This window comes from Kribbella sp. NPDC050281 (assembly GCF_040655855.1).
GTDB lineage: Bacteria > Actinomycetota > Actinomycetes > Propionibacteriales > Kribbellaceae > Kribbella.
Genome location: NZ_JBFAKS010000040.1, coordinates 62,749 through 80,301, shown reverse-complemented (window position 1 = coordinate 80,301; position 17,553 = coordinate 62,749). Strand labels below are relative to the sequence as shown.

Here is a 17,553-nt window from a genome sequence, read left to right as displayed (position 1 = left end):
GCCTGCAGAGGGTCGCGGATGCTGGTCTCGAAGTCCAGTCCGTACGTCATCGGACCGTACTGCTCGAACAGCGTCCTCGTGTCGCCGTGCGTCAGGTCAGGCGTCGGGAGCAGGTCACCGAATCCTGCGGGGTTGGTGGGGCCCGGCTGGGGATCAGCTGCCAGCGCGACCTGGCTGGTGACGATCAGGGAGATGGCGAGGACGGTTAGCGCCGTGCGGGCTCGGCGCTGCCATCTCATGCGACGTGCTCCTTGTTGCCGGAGGGGGATCGCTGGGGGTCGTTGTCGGAGGTGCCGTTGGGGGCGGGTTGGTACATGGCCTCGTTGTAGGCGGCTTCGTCTGCCTCTTGGTCGTAGACCTCATCGGGGCCGATGGGGGATTCGTAGCGAGTGGGGTGGTGGTGGTCGTGGCCGTTGGAGGTAGGCGGGTGGCCGTTTTGCTGGGCTACTGGCTGAGGGGCGGTGGATGGGTCGGCCGAGGTGGTTTGGGGCTCGGCTGGCGCCATCGGGGAGTGGCCGGCTGAGGCCGGGGCTGACTGGTTGGGCTCGGTTGCTGCCGACGCGGGGGCAGGTGGTGCCTCTGCTGCGGGGGCCGGATGGGCCGAGCCGTTTGGTGCGTACTCAGGCTCGGCTGAGCCGTTTGGTGCGTACTCAGGGCCAGCCGAGCCGTTTGGTGCGTACGCGGAGTCGGCTGAGCCGTTTGGTGCGTAGTCAGAGCCAGACGAGCCGTTTGGTGCGTACGCGGGGTCGGCTGAGCCGTTTTGGGCGTATCCGGGGTTGGCTGAGGCTGAGGCGTCTTGGGCGTGCCCGGGGGGCTTTGCAGGGTGGGATGAGCCGTTCTGGGTGTGGGCCGCGAGTGCGTAGGGCGGGTTCGGTGAGCCGTTGGGAGAGTAGGCCGGGGTCGGCTCCTGGGCCGGGCGCGGCTCGGTGGGGGTGGGCGGCGGCTCGTCGGCGAGTTGGGTGTGGGCGTCGGCTTGGGCTGTCGCGGTGGCGGCTGGTTCGAAGGTTTCTTGTTCGTCTTCGGCGAACGGGTCTTCGGGCTCGTACGCCGCGATGACGGGCTGAGCCGGCTGGACGTCGTGTTCGGACTCGGGGGTGGTGCGGAGCAGGGCGGCCACGCGTTCGCTGGGGATGTCGATCTGGACGGTGGCGACCTCGTCCCAGCGGTCGCGCATGATGCAGTGGCCGTGGCGGATGCTCTTGCCGTTGGCGGCGGTGTTGATGCCGCGGACGAGCGTCTGGTACGGCGGTGTCTGCGGGCGACCGAGTAGCTCGAGCAGCGAGTCGACCTGCTCGCGGGAACGCAGACTGAAGGCGAACAGCGTGGTGATCTGCTCGACCAGACCCGGGAGCTTCAGGATCGACGCGGGGTCCTGGGTGTCCAGCACCAGGGACGCGCCGAGCGCACGGCCGACACGGGCGATGTAGTCCAGGAAGGACGCGCCGTCAGGGGTCTTCGTCAGCAGGTGGACCTCAGGCACGATGACGACCTTGGAGCGGCCACGGAACTCGCGACGGCCGGTCGTCCGGACCATCCACGCGAGGCAACCGCGCAGACACGCCATACCGACACGTTCGATCGGCGACCAGGACTCTGGTGCCGACTCGGGTGAGGGCAGCGTGAGGCCGGGCATCTGAACGACCCAGAGACCAGGGTTCGTCGTCAGCGAGGACAGGCCGGACGGCGGACCGGCGACGACCGAACCAAGGCCGGTCTCCACCAAGTCACGCAACGCAAAGCCAACGGTCCGGGTCGTCTCCGAGTCGGAGTTGCACAGGCGCTGGATGACACCCCATGACGAGGGATCGGGCGACTGGATCTCCGCGCGGGTCGCGGCAACGACCGGAGCCTCAGCCGCACCGCGCAGATGCGGTGGCAGCAACAGCATCAGCTGAGAGGGCGCCTGTAGCAACGCGTCGTCGACGGGCAGCACGCGCAGCAGGTCCGCAGCACCGGAGAACTGTGCCGTGATCTCGATGACAGCAGTCGGTACGCCGTACTCCGCGGCGACTGCGGACACGCCGGCCGCGTCGCCCTTCAGGTCGAGCAGTGGCACCCAGGCACCGGCGAAGGCGGAGTCGAGACCACCCATCATGGCGGCGGTGGTCTTGCCTCGACCGGACCGGCCCAGGAACAGCGTCGTCGTCGCGTCACCGAGAGCAGAACCCGCGGCCGCGTCGAAACGCACCAGACCGGGCGTCGACCCGGTCAGATAGCCGATGGCAGGACCAGTGGCGTCACCGATCGACGCACCGCCCCAGAACCAGGAGCCGAAGAAGGCGGTCGATTCACGCACATGTCCGAGGTCGGGGACCCGCAACTGGTCGCCTGGCAGGGATTCCAGCCACAGGTCGCGCTGCTCGTCCGCGCCCGGCGCCACGGTGATACCGCGGTCGGCGTAGTGCGCGATGACGGCGTCGACGTACGCCTCGAGATCCTCGCGGGTGTCCGCGCTGACCAGCAGACGAGGGTGGTCCTCGACCAGCGTCAGGCCACTGCGGTTGATGTCTCGCTTCACCTCGCGCATGATGCGTTCGGTCTCGACGATCTCGTCCGCGGTCTCCTCCGCAGTGCCCTTCGCGGCGGACCGGCGCTGTTCCTTGGCGCTCTTGCGCGTCTCGTCGACCAGGCTCCGCGCGGTCTTCTTGGTCAGCACCCGGAACCGGACGGACGCCTCGACGGTGACGTCGATCTCGTCACCGTCGTCGTCGATCGCCTTGATCTCGGACAGCGTGCGCAGCCACTCCCCCGCACCTGGCGTCTCGAGCTCCTCGGGGAAGTCCGTCATCGCCAGCACAGTCGTGTACGCCGCGATCTGGCCGCGGGTGTCGTAGATGCGCAGGTGATCGGTGTACGGCACCACTCGACCCGAGGTGAGCCGGGCCAGCGCGGCACCGGTGATCAGGCCGCGGCGGGGCGCGGCGACGGCTCCGCGGTGCATCTCACGGCTGACCAGCCAGGAGATCACCTCGGCCGGCGCGGTGTGCGCCCGCCAGACGGTGGAGCCGAGCTGCCGGGCGAGCTTGCGGACCCGCTCGTCCAGGTGCGCGAGCTCACGGGCGCTGACCCGCCAGGACGTCGTCCCGAGGGCGTCGCTGATCGAACCGCGCACCTGCGCGGTCGCCCGCGGGTCGCGGTCGCTGAGGTGGACGCCGAGAGCGACGTACCGCTCGGGCATCCGCATCTCGTCGATGCGGTCGGCGCGCGTCTGCGCCCAGGCCTCGTGGTCGCCGAGCCGGTAGTGGCCGGCCATGGAGTCGATGTAGTCCTGGCCCGTGGAGCGGCCCCAGACCACCTTGAGGTGGCTGAGCCGGTCACCCAGGATGGTTGCGGCGGCGCTGACCGCAGCGTCCAAGGCGGCGTCCTGCTCTGCTTCGGTGGCCAGGTCGGTGTTCGCCACCGAGATCAGGAACCACGCCTCCGCACTGCGCTCGGTCACCAGCAGGCCGTCGGCGATGGCCACCAGGCGAGGCGGCGGTAGACCACGCTCGCGGCCGACGCCGACCAGGTTCAGGAGTTTGTCAGCGATCTTCATCGTTGGCCCTTCCCTGACGAGTTCCTGCGACTGACCCGTTGCACGTGGTCCGCCCCGAGCAATCGGGCACGCTGGTTCACAGTGATGTCCGCACCCGCGCGGACCATCGGGTCCAGCTCCACCACGACCTCGCGGTCCCACTCCGGCGTCACTCTGGCCTTCGCCAGGTTGGCCACCTTCTGGGTCGCGATGCGCTCACGCCATGGCAAGTACTCCGTCTTGTCGGCGGCCCGGGCGCCGAGACCGATGATCGGGCGGTGGGCGCGCAACGCGTAGCGGACGGCCAGCGCCCACTCGGTCACGCGGCGGCGGCGTTCGTGGAACTTACCGGGGCGCCAGCCGAACGCGGTGATCACGAACGGCGGAACGACGTACAGACTCACAGTGCCCTTCTGCGGCACCCCGATGAACGGGATGAGCAATGCCACCCAGAGCACGATGATGACCGCTCCGAAGATGATCATCCGTCGCCGGGCGCCTTCTCCCAGGTCGATTCCGAGCAGGTCGTACTGCCGGGTCTCGATCTCGAAGTGGTGGGTCAGGGTACGGCCGACGCGCATTCAGCTACCTCCGGACAGCAATCCCCAAAACCCCTTCAGCACATTGATGGTCTGGTTGTTGGCGTAGATCAGCCCGCCGACCAGGACCCCGGCCGCAATGTGCCCGAACAGCTCGCCCCACTCGCGCTTGAAGTAGTGCCCGATGGCCCGCAGCACGAGGATGGCGATGAAGATGTTCCCCGCGATGACCAGCACCCAGTCCTTGAAGTCCGCACCCGTGGGGACATTGGGATCGGCCAGGGGCGCGGCGAGCTGCACCACGCTCGCGGCCAGTTCGTGAGTCGTCATTGCGGTGTCTCCCTTGTTGCCTTGGTGATCCGATGGCCTGTCGCTGGATTCATCCGACGGCAGCCACTTGCCATCGTTGTGCTCCGTCCGTGGCGACAGTACGCCTCAACGTGAGCGTGTACGTCTGGTCGAGGGTGGTGTCACCCTCCCCGTCCCAGGTGACGGCCGCGGTCGCCCGCCGCTCGTCGTCGTTGCCGGTATAGACCTGCCAATCCTTCAGCTCACCGAACTTCACCGCGCCGTTCAGGCTGCGGATGGTGGAGCCTGGCGCGGTCACTGCCGACACCTTGTTGTCCGACTCCGCGTACGCACCGAAGAAGGCCTCGGCATCCTTCAGCGTGGCCGCGGTCAGGTCGTCGTCCGGAGCGCTGGCCTCGGGCATGTTGTCCGGCAGCGGCACGCGCACATCCGGCACGAACGTCGGCGGCCCACTGGCCACCACTCGCGATGCGGTCCGGGCAACCGGAACGGACAGCCGCTCCCACGTGGCCGCCCCCGCGGTCCACACCTTCCCCTTCTTCACATACGGACGAACTTCCACTCGTACGTCGACCACAGCGGTAACGCCACCGGAGTCGACGGTGACCTCTCCCGGGTAGGCACGGTCCGCGGTCTGCTTGCCGCGGCCGTTCCAGCCGGCGCGGCTGTCCAGACCGGCGGCCAGGTCAAGCCCGATCTGGGCCGGCCGGGCATCCGGTTCATCCTCGTCCCAGTTCAGGTATGACACGGCGTAGCGAGTCGCGACCGCGCGGGCCTCGTCGGACGGGAAGTTGCTCTGCCCGCTGACCACCGTCTCGGGCGCCCGGTTCGGACTGATCCACGAACGAACGCCACTGATGGCAGCCAGCAGCAGTACGACGACCACCAGGCCGCGGAAGAACCGGCGGGCCCACGTGGAGAACGACGACTCGGACTCGGTCGACCATGGCGCCTGGCCGGGCTCGTACACCTCACGGCCCGGGACCGGGACCGGTGCGGGATGCGCACCATGAGACGATCGCTGTTTCAAACGTTCGGGTGGGCGCTGTCCCGGTTGCGAAGGCTCAGACGGACGAGATGAGGGACGACGCGGTGGTGCCATCACACCGCCGGCAGGCGGCGGAGCCTGCTGCGGAGTCGAGTACTGCGCCGCTACGCCCTGTGCCTGGCGAGGGGTGGGTGACACCGGACCATCCGGGTGGTCCCACCACTCCGGTGCGGTGTTCTGCGGCCGTCCCTTGCCCGGCTTCTTCGTACGCCGCTGGTCCGACCAATGCTCACCTCTTGGCGGCAGATTCAGCAACGTTCGCCACCAACTCATCGCTACCCGCCCCTCAGACAGCAGTTACGCGGACAGTAGCCGGGAGAATACGGCAAGCGACTGTCGTCCGGGAGGCCTGAGACCAGGATCCGGATGCTCCATCGCTCCCCGCAGTCATACTGTTACCCAACTCGCGGGCAGTGTCACACTCATCGGGCAAGAGTGACACCTTCGGCACCGTCGTCATAGCTCCTCTCTCATGCCCGTTCGGGTCGATCGGGCAGCGCACACCATGCCACACGCCGCGGACAGGTTCGAAAATCCGTGCGAACAACATGGTAAAGAACAGGACAAGTGATCACAGATAGTAACTGATCAGTGGGTCCAGCCTGTGGAAAACTCTCCCGTGGCGAGGGGTCAAAACGGCATACTCCGGGCATAGGGTCCGATGTATCCCTGCTACCCCTGGAGGACCAGGATGGAAACACGCCGACTGGGCAGACTCGGGCACGAGAGCTCGGTGCTGATCTACGGCGCGGCCTCGCTCGGCGGGGTCGACCAGGATCGGGCCGACGCCTCGATCCAGGAGGCCCTGGACGCCGGCCTCAACCACTTCGACGTCGCCGCGGACTACGGCGACGCCGAGCTGCGGCTCGGCCCGCGGATGCCGGAGATCCGCGACCGCATCTTCCTCGCCACCAAGACCGGCCGCCGCACCTTCGAGGAGGCCTGGAGCGAGATCAACCGGTCGCTGGAGCGGCTCCAGACCGACCATGTCGATCTGATCCAGATGCACGCCGTCTGCGATCTGGAGAACCTCGACCTCGTCACCGGCAAGGGTGGCTCGCTGGAGGCGGCGATCCGCGCCAAGGACGAGGGTATGGTCCGGGCCATCGGCATCACCGGCCACACCGCCCAGGCGCCGTCGGTGCACACCGAGGGCCTGCGCCGGTTCGACTTCGACAGCGTTCTCACACCGCTCAACTATCGCCTCTCGACGGACCCGCAGTACGCCGCCGACTATGCGGCGCTGGTGGAGGCGATCAAGGCCTCCGACGCGGCGCTGATGACGATCAAGATGATTGCCCGGCGCAACTGGCGTGAGGGCGAGGAGAAGTCGTACGACACCTGGTACCGGCCTTTCGACGAGCAGCGCTACATCACGGCCGCGACCGCCTGGCTGCTGAACGGTCACCCGGAGATCACCGGCCTGGCCACGGCCGGCGAGACCCGGCTGCTGCAGCAGATGGTCGTCGCCGAGCGGGAGCGCGCCGACCTCACACCGGAGGCCGCCGCGTCGATCCTGGACGAGGTCAAGGACTACGCGTCACCCTTCGTGGACATTCCGATCTGATTCGGCGTGTCCCAGGTCACAGTCCGGCATCCGCATAGCGGGCAATCCGTACGGCGTACGAGGTCACTCACCTGGTATGCCGTACTGCCCGGGAACACTGCGAGGCGGGGCGGTGTTGAAGGATCCGTAGTCGTCTAATTTCGGAGGTCGTAGTGGCAACGGTCGAGCTGACCCAGGACAACTTCAACGAGGTGGTCGGTAGCGACGGCCTGATCCTGGTTGATTTCTGGGCAGAGTGGTGTGGCCCGTGCAAGATGTTCGGTCCCGTGTTCGAGAAGTCGTCCGAGCAGCACGCGGACATCACGTTCGGCAAGGTCGACACGGAAGCGCAGGTCGAGCTGGCTCAAGCGTTCGACATCAGGTCGATCCCGACCCTGATGGCGGTGCGCGACGGCGTCGTCCTGTACTCCCAGCCCGGCGCGCTTCCGGCCGCCAACCTGGAAGACCTGATCGGCCAGCTGCGTGCGGTCGACATGGAGGAGGTCCGGGCCCAGATCGCCGCCCACGAGGCGGAGCACGGCGCGGAACCGCACACGCACTGATTCAAACAGTTCAAAGAATCCGGGAGCTCGCTCAGAGCTTCCGGATTCTTTCTGCCAGCTCGCGCCGTCCCGGCCCGTACTGGATCTGCTGGTTGGAGTCGATCGCGTCCTTCAGCTTTGCGCGCTCGGCGGCCGAGAAATGGCCCCAACCGCCCAGGACCAGCTTCAGCGCGTGGTAGTGCTCGTTCCCGGTCAGCGGTCGTTTGAGGGCCTCGACCAGTACCTCGCTGTCGATCAGTGACAGATCGCCCTCCATGAGTCCGAGGGCCAGCACGCGGACGATCGGCGAGCCCAGCGTGAACATGTCCTTCACCTCGCCCCGGTCGAATTTCTCGACCGCGGACGCGTTCGACACCCGCTGCACGATCCGGTCGAGCATCGCGCCCCGGACCTCGGTCAGTTCAGCGCCACGCATCTCGGTGTAGATCGTGGCGTAGGCGTCGAGCTCGTGCTCCATGCCGAGTCGTCGCAGCATCTCCGCACTCTTGCGCGCGTTGTCGGCGATCTGCTCGATCAGCTGGATCTCGAAGTGCCCCGCCTTCATCGAGCGGATGCGGTCCACGACCGCCGGCATGATCGCGAGCACGACCCCACCCGCGAGCACGATCAGCAACTCGACTTCACCTACGCCGACGAAGAGTCCGACGATCGCGGCGGCGCACAACGCGCCACCCGCCGACAGCCAGAGGATCCGGGCCACGACCCCCAGTCGCCTCAGGGTCGAGTCGGTCGAAGACTGCGTGAACGACTGCCGCCGGGGATCTGCACCACCCCTCGGGCCGGGCCCCGGGTTCGGCGCTGCACGCTGAGGATTGGTGGGCTGTGGGGTGGTGGGTTGGTTGAGTTCGAACGTGTGGAGGTCGCTGCCGCCTCCGGGTGGGACAGGCTCCTGGGTGTACGGCCACGAACCGCTCGTCGAACCGCGGTCCGGACTTGCAGGGCGATCGTCAGACATCCGGGCTGCCTCTCACCTCGTCGGGCGTTCAGCCGATCGTGCTCCGCGGGCGGCCGTTCGGCAACTACCTGGCGTCAGGTTGCTGCAACGGCCGGTCGAGGGGTTCGCTCGGCCGCGAGAATCCAGCCATGCGTGGCTTGTCGCTTGCTCTCGGTGCGCTCGCGGCGGTGGCCTGGTGCTGGGCGCACAAGCTGGCCGAGGCCGCGGGGCTCAGGAGTCGCGGGAGCTGAGGACGCAGAACTCGTTGCCTTCGGGATCGGCGAGGACCGTCCAGCTGGGCTCGTCGGGCTGGCCGACGTTGACGCGACTGGCGCCAAGGGCTTCCAGGCGGGCGATCTCGGCATCGCGATCCTGGGTGGTGTGAGGTGCGAGGTCGAGGTGCAGGCGATTCTTCACCGTCTTGCCCTCCGGCACGGGGACGAACACCATGCCCGGCCCGATCCGCTCCCACGGGGTGTTGCGCATGGCGTCCTCGTCCACCCAGCCGGGGATGTTCACGCACTCGGTCTCGGTGTCGTAGATCGTCTTCCACGCGAGCGCCTCCGCCCACCAGGCGGCCTGCTTGCGTACGTCGTGACAATCGACCACCACCGTGTACCACCGCAGCACCATGAGAGGCCCTCCTCGTCGTCGAGGAGAACACTCTGACACCTAGGACCGACAGAAAACGAAGAGCGGGCCCTGGGCAGGGGATCTCAGCCAGGGCCCGCTCTTGGGGCTGACCGGGGCGGCGGAGGTGACCGGCAGTAGAGCTCGTGGACGGGGTGGTCTGCCGTCCGGGAGGGTCACCTGGCGCCCGAGGTGTCGGTCAGCCGGGGTGGGCGATGCCGAGAACCGGCGATCGCCCTCTCGCGACGTCGATCCTCAGCGGAGCGGGTTGAAGGGACGCAGTTCGTCCGGGGTGCGGCCGGTGGTGATGGTCTCGGCCAGCAGCTGACCGGTGATCGGGCCGAGCGTGATGCCCCACATGCCGTGTCCGCCGGCGGCGAAGACGCGCGGTGACGCGGTCGCACCGATCAGCGGCAGGCCGTCCGGCGTGCAGGGGCGCGGGCCGACCCACTCGAAGGTGCGGGCGTCCAGGTCGGCGTCGCGCAGCAACGGACGGGCCGCCTCGACGATGGCGTCGATCCTGCGCGGGTCGAGCTTCGCCTCCGGCCTGCGGAACTCCATCATCCCGGCCACGCGCAGCCGGTCGCCCAGCGGCGTACAGGCGATGCGCTGCGCCGGGAAGTACATCGGACCGGCCGGCACGTGGGCGATCGGCACGCTGAAGCTGTAGCCACGCCCCGCCTGCACGACGGTGCGTACGCCGAAGTCCCGGGCCAGGTCGTTCAGCCACGCGCCGGTCGCCATCACCACGGCGTCGAACGGGTCGGTCTCACCGTCGCCGGTGATGAGCCGTACGCCGCGGATCTCGTCCACGATGTCCTTCACCACGACGCCGCTGATGATCTGGCCACCGCGCGCGGTGACCGAGTCGGCCAGGAGTTGGACGTACTCGCCCGGGTTGATGAAGCGCTGCCCGTGCAGCCGGATCGCGGCACCGATCTCGTCGGACAGCGACGGCTCGATCTCGCGGGCGTCGTCACCGGTGATCGCCTCGAACTCGATGCCCTGACCGGCGGCGTGGATCTGCTCGATCTCCTCGAGCAGCACGCTGCGCTCGGCCTCGGTCCGGTACGCGGCCAGGAACGACTTGGCCTCGTACGTCTCCGCCTCGACGCCGGCCTTGCCGAGCAGGTCGAAGGCGTTCAGGGCCTGCCGGTTGATCGGGACCAGCGACTCCATCGCGGTCTTCCAGCGTCCGGCGGTGCTGTTGCGAGCGAAGCGGGTGAGGAAATTGAGGAGCCGAGGGCTCGCCGTCGGCGGTACGTAGACCGGTGAGGAGGGGCTCAGCACCGCGCGGACGCCGTACTTGAGGACGGCCGGCTCCGGCAACGGCGTGGCCAGGCCGGGCGTGAGCCAGCCGGCGTTGCCCCAGGACGCACCCGCGGCGACGCCCTCGCGATCGAGCACGGTGACCTCGACGCCGGCCTCCTGGAGGAACCAGGCGGTGGCGAGTCCGACCATGCCCGCCCCGACGATAGCGACGCGATCGGGAACGGTGTGAATGACACCAGCAGCAGAACCAGCAGCGACCATGTATCGATGGTGCGTCGTCAACCATCCGATGTCATGGTGCGATCACACCACAGACGGGACAAATGACTGTGCGCAGAGCACAATAACCTCATGATCACCGCGCCTGACCTCATCGTCGCCGTCGGCCCAGCCCTGTTCGAGGTGGTGGTGACCGGCAAGGGGGACGGAGAGGTCCGGGATGTCTTCCTGGCCGATCCGCAGGAGCCGGCGACTGGTCAGCCCGGTGACTTGGTGCTGGGCCTCGGCCTGCGCGACGCGGAGGACGCCGTCGAACTGGTCGAGCGGTGCGCGGCCGGCAACGCCTCTGGCGTCGTCGTGCGTACGACGCTCGCCCACGAACCCACCTTGGTCGCGGCTGCCGAACGCTGGCAGCTCACGCTCGTCGCACTGCAGCCGAGCGTGACCTGGGCGCACGTGGTGTGGCTGCTCCGCGGTGTGATCGACAGAGCTGCTGCGCCCGACTCCCCCGCCGCTGGGGACGCCGGAGTACATCAGGAGCTGTTCGCACTGGCAGACGCCGCTGCGGCGATCGTGGACGCGCCTGTCACCATCGAGGACAACCAGTCGCGCGTGCTGGCGTACTCCTCCGGGCAGGACTTCACCGACCCCACCCGGGTCTCCACCATCGTCGGTCGCCGTGTCCCGGCCGAGGTGATCGCCCACTTCCGGGCACGAGGCATCTTCCGCCGGCTGGCGCGCTCCAGCGAACCGTTCCTGGTGCCCGACGGACCGAACGGCATCCGCCCGCGTCTCGTCGTGCCCGTGCGGGCCGGTGGCGAGTGGCTGGGGTCGATCTGGGCTGTGGTGGACGGTCCGGTGAGTGAGGAGGTCACCACCGAGCTGAGCAACGCTGCCTCGGTGCTGGCCCTGCATCTGCTGCGACTGCGCGCTCAGGCGGATGTCGCGCGACGGAGTGCCATCGACAGGCTGCGGACCATCCTCCGGCAGTTCTCCCCCGACAATCCGGTCGACGTACGGCTGCCACCGCAGCCCTGGCGGGTTGTCGCACTCGGGTCGCCCGACGGGTACGACGTACCGCAGCAGCTCGACCTGTGGGAGTCGACCGGTCGTCGGTACGGCTGGAGCGAGCCGCAGCTGGCCGACCTGGACGGCACAGTGCTCGCCGTCGTCACGGACAACGACGGACCGGGGTCGTGGACCTGGCTGAGCAAGCTGGTGACCGATCAGGCGAAGGCCACACCCGGCACCGTCGCCGCAGCGGGCGGCCCAGCCCGTGGTCCGGCCGACCTTCCGAGCTCACGGGCCGAGGCGGTCGAGCTGCTCGGCCTGGTACGACGGGGACTCGCGCCCGGACCGGCGTTGCGGGTGGAAGAGGCGTGGCATGTGCTGACTGTTCACCGAGCCGTCACCTCGCTGGACACGACCAAGCTTGACGGACCGCTCGCCACATTGCTGCGGCACGACATCGAGCACAGCACCGGATTCGTGGAGACGTTGCAGGCCTGGCTCGAGTACCCGGGTCAGCCGCAGCGCGCGGCGCGGCAGCTGCACCTGCACACGAACACCTTGCGGCACCGGATGAAGCGGATCGGCGAGATCGCGGAGCTGGATCTCTCGGATCCGCGCGAACGGCTGGCACTGCAGCTGCAGATCGCGGCCGTGCGGACCGAGCACTGAGTTCCCGAAAGCACTGAGAGGTTCGCCACATCCCTGTGTAACAAGGCTTCATATTCTGGCAATGGTTGGGCAACATCCGGCTGGTTGAGTCGTACTCAGCAGCCGGTCCAGCCGTTCACCAGGCGGCTGGAAAGGCCGGGTCCGAGCTTTTCACCAGGAAGCTCGGGCCATCGTGGGGCCCGGCGGTTGTCTGAGCGATCGCCGGGCCACACATCTTGCCTAGGACAACCGGTTCACCTTGCCTAGGACAACCGGTTCACGATGTGCGCGTAGACCCCGGGAAGCAGCGCCGCGGCGGGAACGATGCGGGGAGCGAGCAACGATCTGTTCCGGGCCCAGAGCAACGAGCCGGTGAGCAGGCGGCACTCCCAGGAGACCCGGCGCCAGGCCGCTTCGTAGTCTTCGGGCCGGTCCTTGAGAACACAGTCCACCAGTTCCGCCGAGGTGCGCAGGGCGACCGCGATTCCCTCGCCGGTGAGCGCGTCGACGTACCCGGCTGCGTCGCCCACGAGCAGGACGCGACCGGCGACGCGGCTGCGGACTCTTTGGCGGAGCGGGCCGGCACCCATGACGTCGTTTGCGGGGCAGGCACCCGTCAGCCGTCGTTGGAGGGCAGGGAAGGCGCTGAGGTGAGAGTCGAACGTGCCGCGGGCGGAGGTGAGGACCGCGACGCCGACCAAGTCACCCGCGACCGGTGTCACGTAGGCCTCCCCCAGACGCGACCAGTACACCTCCACCAGATCAGTCCACGGTGAGACGTGAAAGTGCCGGCGCAGTCCGCGGCGAACATCTCCCACGGAGGTCGAACCGAGGTCCAGTTGGCGGCGGATGGGTGAGTGGAGGCCGTCAGCGGCCGCCAGGTAGCGGGCGGTGTGGCCGGCGGCGGTGATCGAGGTGGTGTTCTGGGTGATGGTGCCGACGCGAGTCTGGACCACGGGAATGCCCAGGTCGGCGACTCGCTTCATGAGAGCCTCATGCAGCGTCGTACGGCGTACTCCGAGCCCGGGGCCGGCGTGGAAGCGGGCGTCGACCTGATGCTGTCCGTCGAGATACCGAATGCCGTAGAACGGTCGGCCGTCCAGCTCGACTCCGAGGCGGGACAGATACGAAGCAGCACTGTGGGCGATCCCCTCCCCGCACGCCTTGTCGATCGGTACGGCACGTGGCTCGACGACAACCACGGACAGACCGGCCAGCGCGGCACGGATCGCCGTCGCCGCCCCGGCGGGACCGCAACCGGCGACGAGGAGATCGATCACTTGATCAAGGCGGAGTTCAGGGCGGCCTCTTCGGACCGGATCCGGATCGCGAGCAGCGGGATGTTCAGCACCGTGAAGACCACCGCCGTCAGCCAGGCCGTGTGGACCAGCGGCAGCGCGATGCCCTCGGCAACCACCGCCACGTAGTTCGGGTGCCGGATCCACCGATACGGGCCGCGGGCAACCAAATGCAGCCCTGGTACGACGATCACCCGGGTGTTCCACTGATGACCGAGCACCGTGATGCACCACCACCGCAGCCCTTGCGACAACAGCACCACCGCGACCATCGTCCACCCCAGCCACGGGATGAACGGCCGGTGCGCCCCCTCGGCCAGGCACCCACCGAGCAGCGCCGTGTGCAGCGCGACCATGTACGGATAGTGCGCGCGCCCGTACTCCACTCCGCCCTGTGCGAAGCTCCAGCGCGCGTTCCGCACCGACACCACCAGCTCCACCAACCGCTCGGCGGCGACCAGCAACACGAAGACGACGTAGAAGGTGTACATCACCACTCCAGCAGGACGAGCTCGGAACAGAACCCCGGCCCCATCGCGAGCAACAACCCAGGGCCTTGTGGAGAAGGATCCAGCCGCAGCGTGTCACCGAGCACGTGCAGCACCGATGATGACGACAAGTTGCCGACCGCATCGAGCGATTTCCAGGTCAGGTCCAGAGCGCCTGGCCGCAGGTCGAGCGTCTCGGACACCGCCTCCAGCACCTTCGGCCCACCCGGATGGCTGACCCACGTCCCGACGTCCGGCACCGTCAGCCCGCGGTCCCCGAGGAAGCCGCGCACATCGTCACCGAGGTACTGCCGGACGACCTCAGGCACGTCCGCGCCGAGCACGATCCGGAACCCACCGGCCCCGACGTCCCAGCCCATCACTCGCTCGGAGTCCGGATACAACCTGCTCCGCGTCGCCACCACGGACGGCCCGGACGCCGCTGGATGCTCCGACCCGGTCAACACCACAGCCGCCGCGCCGTCCCCGAACAGCGCCCCACCGACGAGGTTCGGCAGCGAGGCGTCCTCCCGCTGCAACGTCAGCGAACACAACTCCACTGACAGCAGTACGGCGACGTGCGTGGGCCAAGCCTTCAAATAGTCATGCAAACGGGCGATCCCGGCCGCCCCACCCACACACCCGAGCCCGAACAGCGGCAGCCGTTTCACGTCCTCCCGCAGCCCCAGCCGCAACGCGACCCGTGCATCGATCGACGGCGCAGCCACACCGGTCACGGTCGTGAACATCAGCACGTCCACGTCGTCCAACGACAGCCCGGCGTCCTTCACTGCCCCCGCGACCGCCTCCGCGCCAAGATCCACGGCCGCCGCGATCCACGCGTCGTTCGCCTCGCCGAAGTCCTTCAGTACGGCGTACTGCTCCAGCGGCAAGGCGAGATGCCGGAACGACACTCCCGCATTCGCGTGCAGTCGCCGCAGCAACGCCGTACCCCGGCCGTCCGGGAGGCAGATCGAGGCGAAGGCGTCGGTCAGCTCCGCCTGCGGATAGCGGTACGGCGGCAACGCGGGCCGGACGGCTGCGATCCGCGTCATCGTGGCATCGTTACGTGCGTGAGCGTTCTGCGGACGGTGCGAGGTCTGGCGCTTGCCTGCCATCCCGGTCCGACCATCGCCGTCACCGCGTTCGTCACCGCCACCGCCTGGTCGGCCGGGCGGAATCCGGCCGGATGTCTCCTCGTCGCCGCAACGATCCTCACCGGCCACCTCTCGATCGGCTGGAGCAATGACGCGATTGATGCCGCCCGCGACACCATTGTTAACCGCCAGGACAAGCCTGTGGTGCGCGGACTGGTGAGTCGCCGGACCCTCGAGGTGGCCGCCGGCATCGCGCTGGTCGTCACGATCCCGGTGTCGCTGGCCAACGGGGTCGCGGCCGGCCTGATGCATCTGCTCTTCGTCGCCTGCGCCTGGGCGTACAACCTCGGTCTCAAGTCCACCGTGATCTCCTGGCTCCCGTACGCCGTCGCCTTCGGCGCACTGCCGTCGTTCGTGACGCTCGGCACGGCGGGCACCTGGGCGCCCTGGTGGGCAACTGTCGCGACCGCGCTTCTCGGCGTCGGTGCCCATTTGGCAAACGTCGTACCCGACATGGCTGACGACCTGGCGACCGGAGTCAGGGGCTGGCCGCAACGACTCGGGCGCTACGCGCGACTGCTCGCGCCCCTGCCGCTCGCGTTGGCGACCGGGCTGCTCGTGATCGCGCCCGCCGGTCCGGTCGGCGTGGTCGGGTGGATCGCGCTGGTCGTGGTCGCGGGACTGCTGGCTGTGATCCTGTTGTGGCGGAACGCGCCGTTCCTGGTCACGATCGCAGTCGCCGCGGTCAGCGTCATCACGCTGGTCATCCGCGGCGACGCCCTCACCTAGTGCCCTGCGTGGGATCTCCGACGCAGGGCACTAGGGCAGCGAGGACAGGATCTCGATCAGGGCGGTCGTGGCGGGCGGGTCTGGCGGGTCGCCGTACGTCGCGGCGTAGATCGAGCGGGCGAAGCCGGCGATCGGTGTGGCGTGGATGCCCGGAGCCTGGTGTGCCTCCAGTGCGAGTCCGTTGAGGATGGCAACTCCCATTCCGGCGGCCACCACGGCCTGGGAGACGACGGTGTCGTCGCAGGAGAAGGCGATGCGTGGCGAGAAGCCGGCGCCTTCGCAAGCCGTCATCGTGGCGGCTCGGCAGTGCTCGCATCCGCCGACCCAGGCGGAGTCACGGTGGTCCTCGAGACGCTGATCGGGTTGATCACTGACGAGGTAGAGGGGGTCGTCCAGCAGGTGGGTGAGCCGGAATCCTTCCTCCTCGAACGGAGTGCCGGTGTGCCGGAAGATCAAGGCGACGTCGACATGCCCGGCCCGCAGCATCTCGAGCCCATCGGCCGGGTGGGCGTCGACGAGATTCAACTCGATGCCCGGGTGGGTTCGGGACAGTTCGGTGGCTGCCCTCGGCACCAGCGTGCTGAGGACCGTCTGGAATCCGGCCAGTCGGACCCGTCCGGCCCGAAGTCCCACGCGCGCCTCCAGCTCGACAGACGCGGCGTCCAGTCGCCCCAGGATCTCTGTCGCCCGTTGGGCCAGCAGTTCCCCTTCGGGGGTGAGCCGGATCCCGCGGCCCACGCGCTGGATGAGCTTGGCTCCGGTGGCGGCTTCCAGCCGGCCCAGGTGGTGGCTGACCGACGGCTGGGAGTAGTGCAGTTCGTTCGCGGCTCCGGTCACCGATCCGTGACGGGCGACCGCCTCCAGCACCTTGAGGTGGGTGACGTTGAGCATAGATCAAGTTTATCTATGAAAAGCTCGCAATATTGGCATTCGACGTCATGACGTGGGACCGCGATGATCGATGCACAGACCGAGCTGATCCGGCCAAGCTCGACCGAGAGACGGAAAGGACCCACCCGCCATGTCACTCGCCCGCGTCCACAACTTCTCCATCTCACTCGACGGCTTCGGAACCGGAGCGGACCAAGGCCCCGACGCGCACTTCGGTCACGCCGGGGACAGGCTGCACCAATGGATGTTCGCCACCCAGTGGTGGGAGGCGGGCGGTAGCGCAGGCGTTGACGACGCCTTCGTCCAGCGGCACGACCCGGGCATCGGCGCGGAGATCATGGGCGCCGGGAAGTGGGGCCACCCCGGATGGCACGAGGACCCGGAGTGGAAGGGCGCCTGGGGTCCCAACCCGCCGTTCCACACGCCGGTCTTCGTCCTCACCCATCACACCCGCCCGTCGATCGAGATGGAGGGCGGTACGACGTTCCACTTCCTCGACTCCTCACCCGCCGAGGCGCTCGAGACTGCCCGCAAGGCTGCCGGCGACCAGGACGTACGCATCGGCGGGGGGCCTACCGTGATCCGCGATTTCCTTGCTGCCCGGCTCATCGACCACATGCACGTCGTGGTGGTGCCGGTCCTGCTCGGCCGGGGCGTACGCCTCTGGGACGGACTGGAGGGCGTCGAGAAGGACTACAAGATCGAGACCACCTCCTCGCCCAGCGGAGTCACGCACCTGACGTTCAACCGCGCCTGA

At 68.3% G+C, this 17,553-nt stretch carries 16 protein-coding genes; 5 read left to right on the top strand and 11 right to left on the bottom strand.

Features of this window, described 5'->3' with window-relative positions:
* Positions 1–235: 235 nt before the first annotated feature.
* Genes AB0I34_RS34135 through AB0I34_RS34120 form a run of 4 tightly spaced genes read right to left on the bottom strand, consistent with a single transcriptional unit; the run spans position 236 to position 5,332 of the window.
* Positions 236–3,535 (bottom strand): ATP-binding protein, encoded by a 3,300-nt coding sequence (locus AB0I34_RS34135; protein ID WP_360453124.1) that lies wholly within the window; start codon positions 3,533–3,535, stop codon positions 236–238.
* Positions 3,532–4,095 carry a hypothetical protein gene (locus tag AB0I34_RS34130; RefSeq protein WP_360453121.1) on the bottom strand — a complete coding sequence of 188 codons (564 nt, stop codon included), beginning with the start codon at positions 4,093–4,095 and terminating at the stop codon, positions 3,532–3,534. The genes AB0I34_RS34135 and AB0I34_RS34130 overlap by 4 nt, the downstream gene beginning before the upstream one ends.
* Positions 4,096–4,383 (bottom strand): hypothetical protein, encoded by a 288-nt coding sequence (locus AB0I34_RS34125; RefSeq protein ID WP_131350394.1) that lies wholly within the window; start codon positions 4,381–4,383, stop codon positions 4,096–4,098.
* A 49-nt stretch (positions 4,384–4,432) separates the two neighbouring features.
* Entirely contained in the window at positions 4,433–5,332 is a 900-nt protein-coding gene (locus tag AB0I34_RS34120) for a conjugal transfer protein (RefSeq protein WP_360453116.1), read from the bottom strand.
* Between the two features lie 769 nt (positions 5,333–6,101).
* Between AB0I34_RS34120 and AB0I34_RS34115 the strand changes: the two genes are divergently transcribed.
* Both AB0I34_RS34115 and trxA read left to right on the top strand, forming a co-directional pair.
* Complete coding sequence (locus tag AB0I34_RS34115; RefSeq protein WP_360453113.1) at positions 6,102–6,977, top strand: aldo/keto reductase; 876 nt, start codon at positions 6,102–6,104, stop codon at positions 6,975–6,977.
* Positions 6,978–7,129: 152 nt separating this feature from the next.
* Positions 7,130–7,519, top strand: a complete 390-nt coding sequence (gene trxA / locus AB0I34_RS34110; protein ID WP_360453111.1) for a thioredoxin — start codon at positions 7,130–7,132, stop codon at positions 7,517–7,519.
* Between the two features lie 31 nt (positions 7,520–7,550).
* Here the strand turns inward: trxA and AB0I34_RS34105 are convergent, their stop codons facing one another.
* From AB0I34_RS34105 to AB0I34_RS34095, 3 genes are all read right to left on the bottom strand, one after another.
* Positions 7,551–8,219: a hypothetical protein gene (locus AB0I34_RS34105; RefSeq protein ID WP_360453108.1), complete on the bottom strand. Its 669-nt coding sequence runs from the start codon at positions 8,217–8,219 to the stop codon at positions 7,551–7,553.
* Between the two features lie 465 nt (positions 8,220–8,684).
* Positions 8,685–9,086: a VOC family protein gene (locus tag AB0I34_RS34100; RefSeq protein ID WP_360453106.1), complete on the bottom strand. Its 402-nt coding sequence runs from the start codon at positions 9,084–9,086 to the stop codon at positions 8,685–8,687.
* Positions 9,087–9,338: 252 nt separating this feature from the next.
* Positions 9,339–10,616 carry an FAD-dependent oxidoreductase gene (locus tag AB0I34_RS34095; protein WP_360453103.1) on the bottom strand — a complete coding sequence of 426 codons (1,278 nt, stop codon included), beginning with the start codon at positions 10,614–10,616 and terminating at the stop codon, positions 9,339–9,341.
* A gap of 90 nt (positions 10,617–10,706) precedes the next feature.
* On the opposite strand from AB0I34_RS34095, the gene AB0I34_RS34090 reads away from it, so the two are divergent.
* Positions 10,707–12,254: a helix-turn-helix domain-containing protein gene (locus AB0I34_RS34090; RefSeq protein ID WP_360453100.1), complete on the top strand. Its 1,548-nt coding sequence runs from the start codon at positions 10,707–10,709 to the stop codon at positions 12,252–12,254.
* A 242-nt stretch (positions 12,255–12,496) separates the two neighbouring features.
* Here AB0I34_RS34090 and AB0I34_RS34085 read toward each other — a convergent pair whose 3' ends face one another.
* Genes AB0I34_RS34085 through AB0I34_RS34075 form a run of 3 tightly spaced genes read right to left on the bottom strand, consistent with a single transcriptional unit; the run spans position 12,497 to position 15,074 of the window.
* A complete protein-coding gene (locus tag AB0I34_RS34085; RefSeq protein WP_360453097.1) occupies positions 12,497–13,513 on the bottom strand; it encodes an FAD-dependent monooxygenase in 1,017 nt (338 codons plus the stop codon).
* Positions 13,510–14,022, bottom strand: coding sequence for an isoprenylcysteine carboxyl methyltransferase family protein (locus AB0I34_RS34080; RefSeq protein ID WP_360453094.1), 513 nt, complete (start codon positions 14,020–14,022; stop codon positions 13,510–13,512). Before AB0I34_RS34080 ends, AB0I34_RS34085 begins: the two co-directional genes overlap by 4 nt.
* On the bottom strand, positions 14,022–15,074 hold the full coding sequence (locus tag AB0I34_RS34075) for a type III polyketide synthase (RefSeq protein ID WP_360453091.1): 1,053 nt from the start codon (positions 15,072–15,074) through the stop codon (positions 14,022–14,024). Before AB0I34_RS34075 ends, AB0I34_RS34080 begins: the two co-directional genes overlap by 1 nt.
* Before the next feature lie 18 nt (positions 15,075–15,092).
* On the opposite strand from AB0I34_RS34075, the gene AB0I34_RS34070 reads away from it, so the two are divergent.
* On the top strand, positions 15,093–15,905 hold the full coding sequence (locus AB0I34_RS34070) for a UbiA family prenyltransferase (RefSeq protein ID WP_360453088.1): 813 nt from the start codon (positions 15,093–15,095) through the stop codon (positions 15,903–15,905).
* 30 nt (positions 15,906–15,935) lie between these two features.
* Here AB0I34_RS34070 and AB0I34_RS34065 read toward each other — a convergent pair whose 3' ends face one another.
* Positions 15,936–16,796, bottom strand: a complete 861-nt coding sequence (locus AB0I34_RS34065; RefSeq protein ID WP_360453085.1) for a LysR family transcriptional regulator — start codon at positions 16,794–16,796, stop codon at positions 15,936–15,938.
* 130 nt (positions 16,797–16,926) lie between these two features.
* On the opposite strand from AB0I34_RS34065, the gene AB0I34_RS34060 reads away from it, so the two are divergent.
* A complete protein-coding gene (locus tag AB0I34_RS34060) occupies positions 16,927–17,553 on the top strand; it encodes a dihydrofolate reductase family protein (RefSeq protein ID WP_360453082.1) in 627 nt (208 codons plus the stop codon).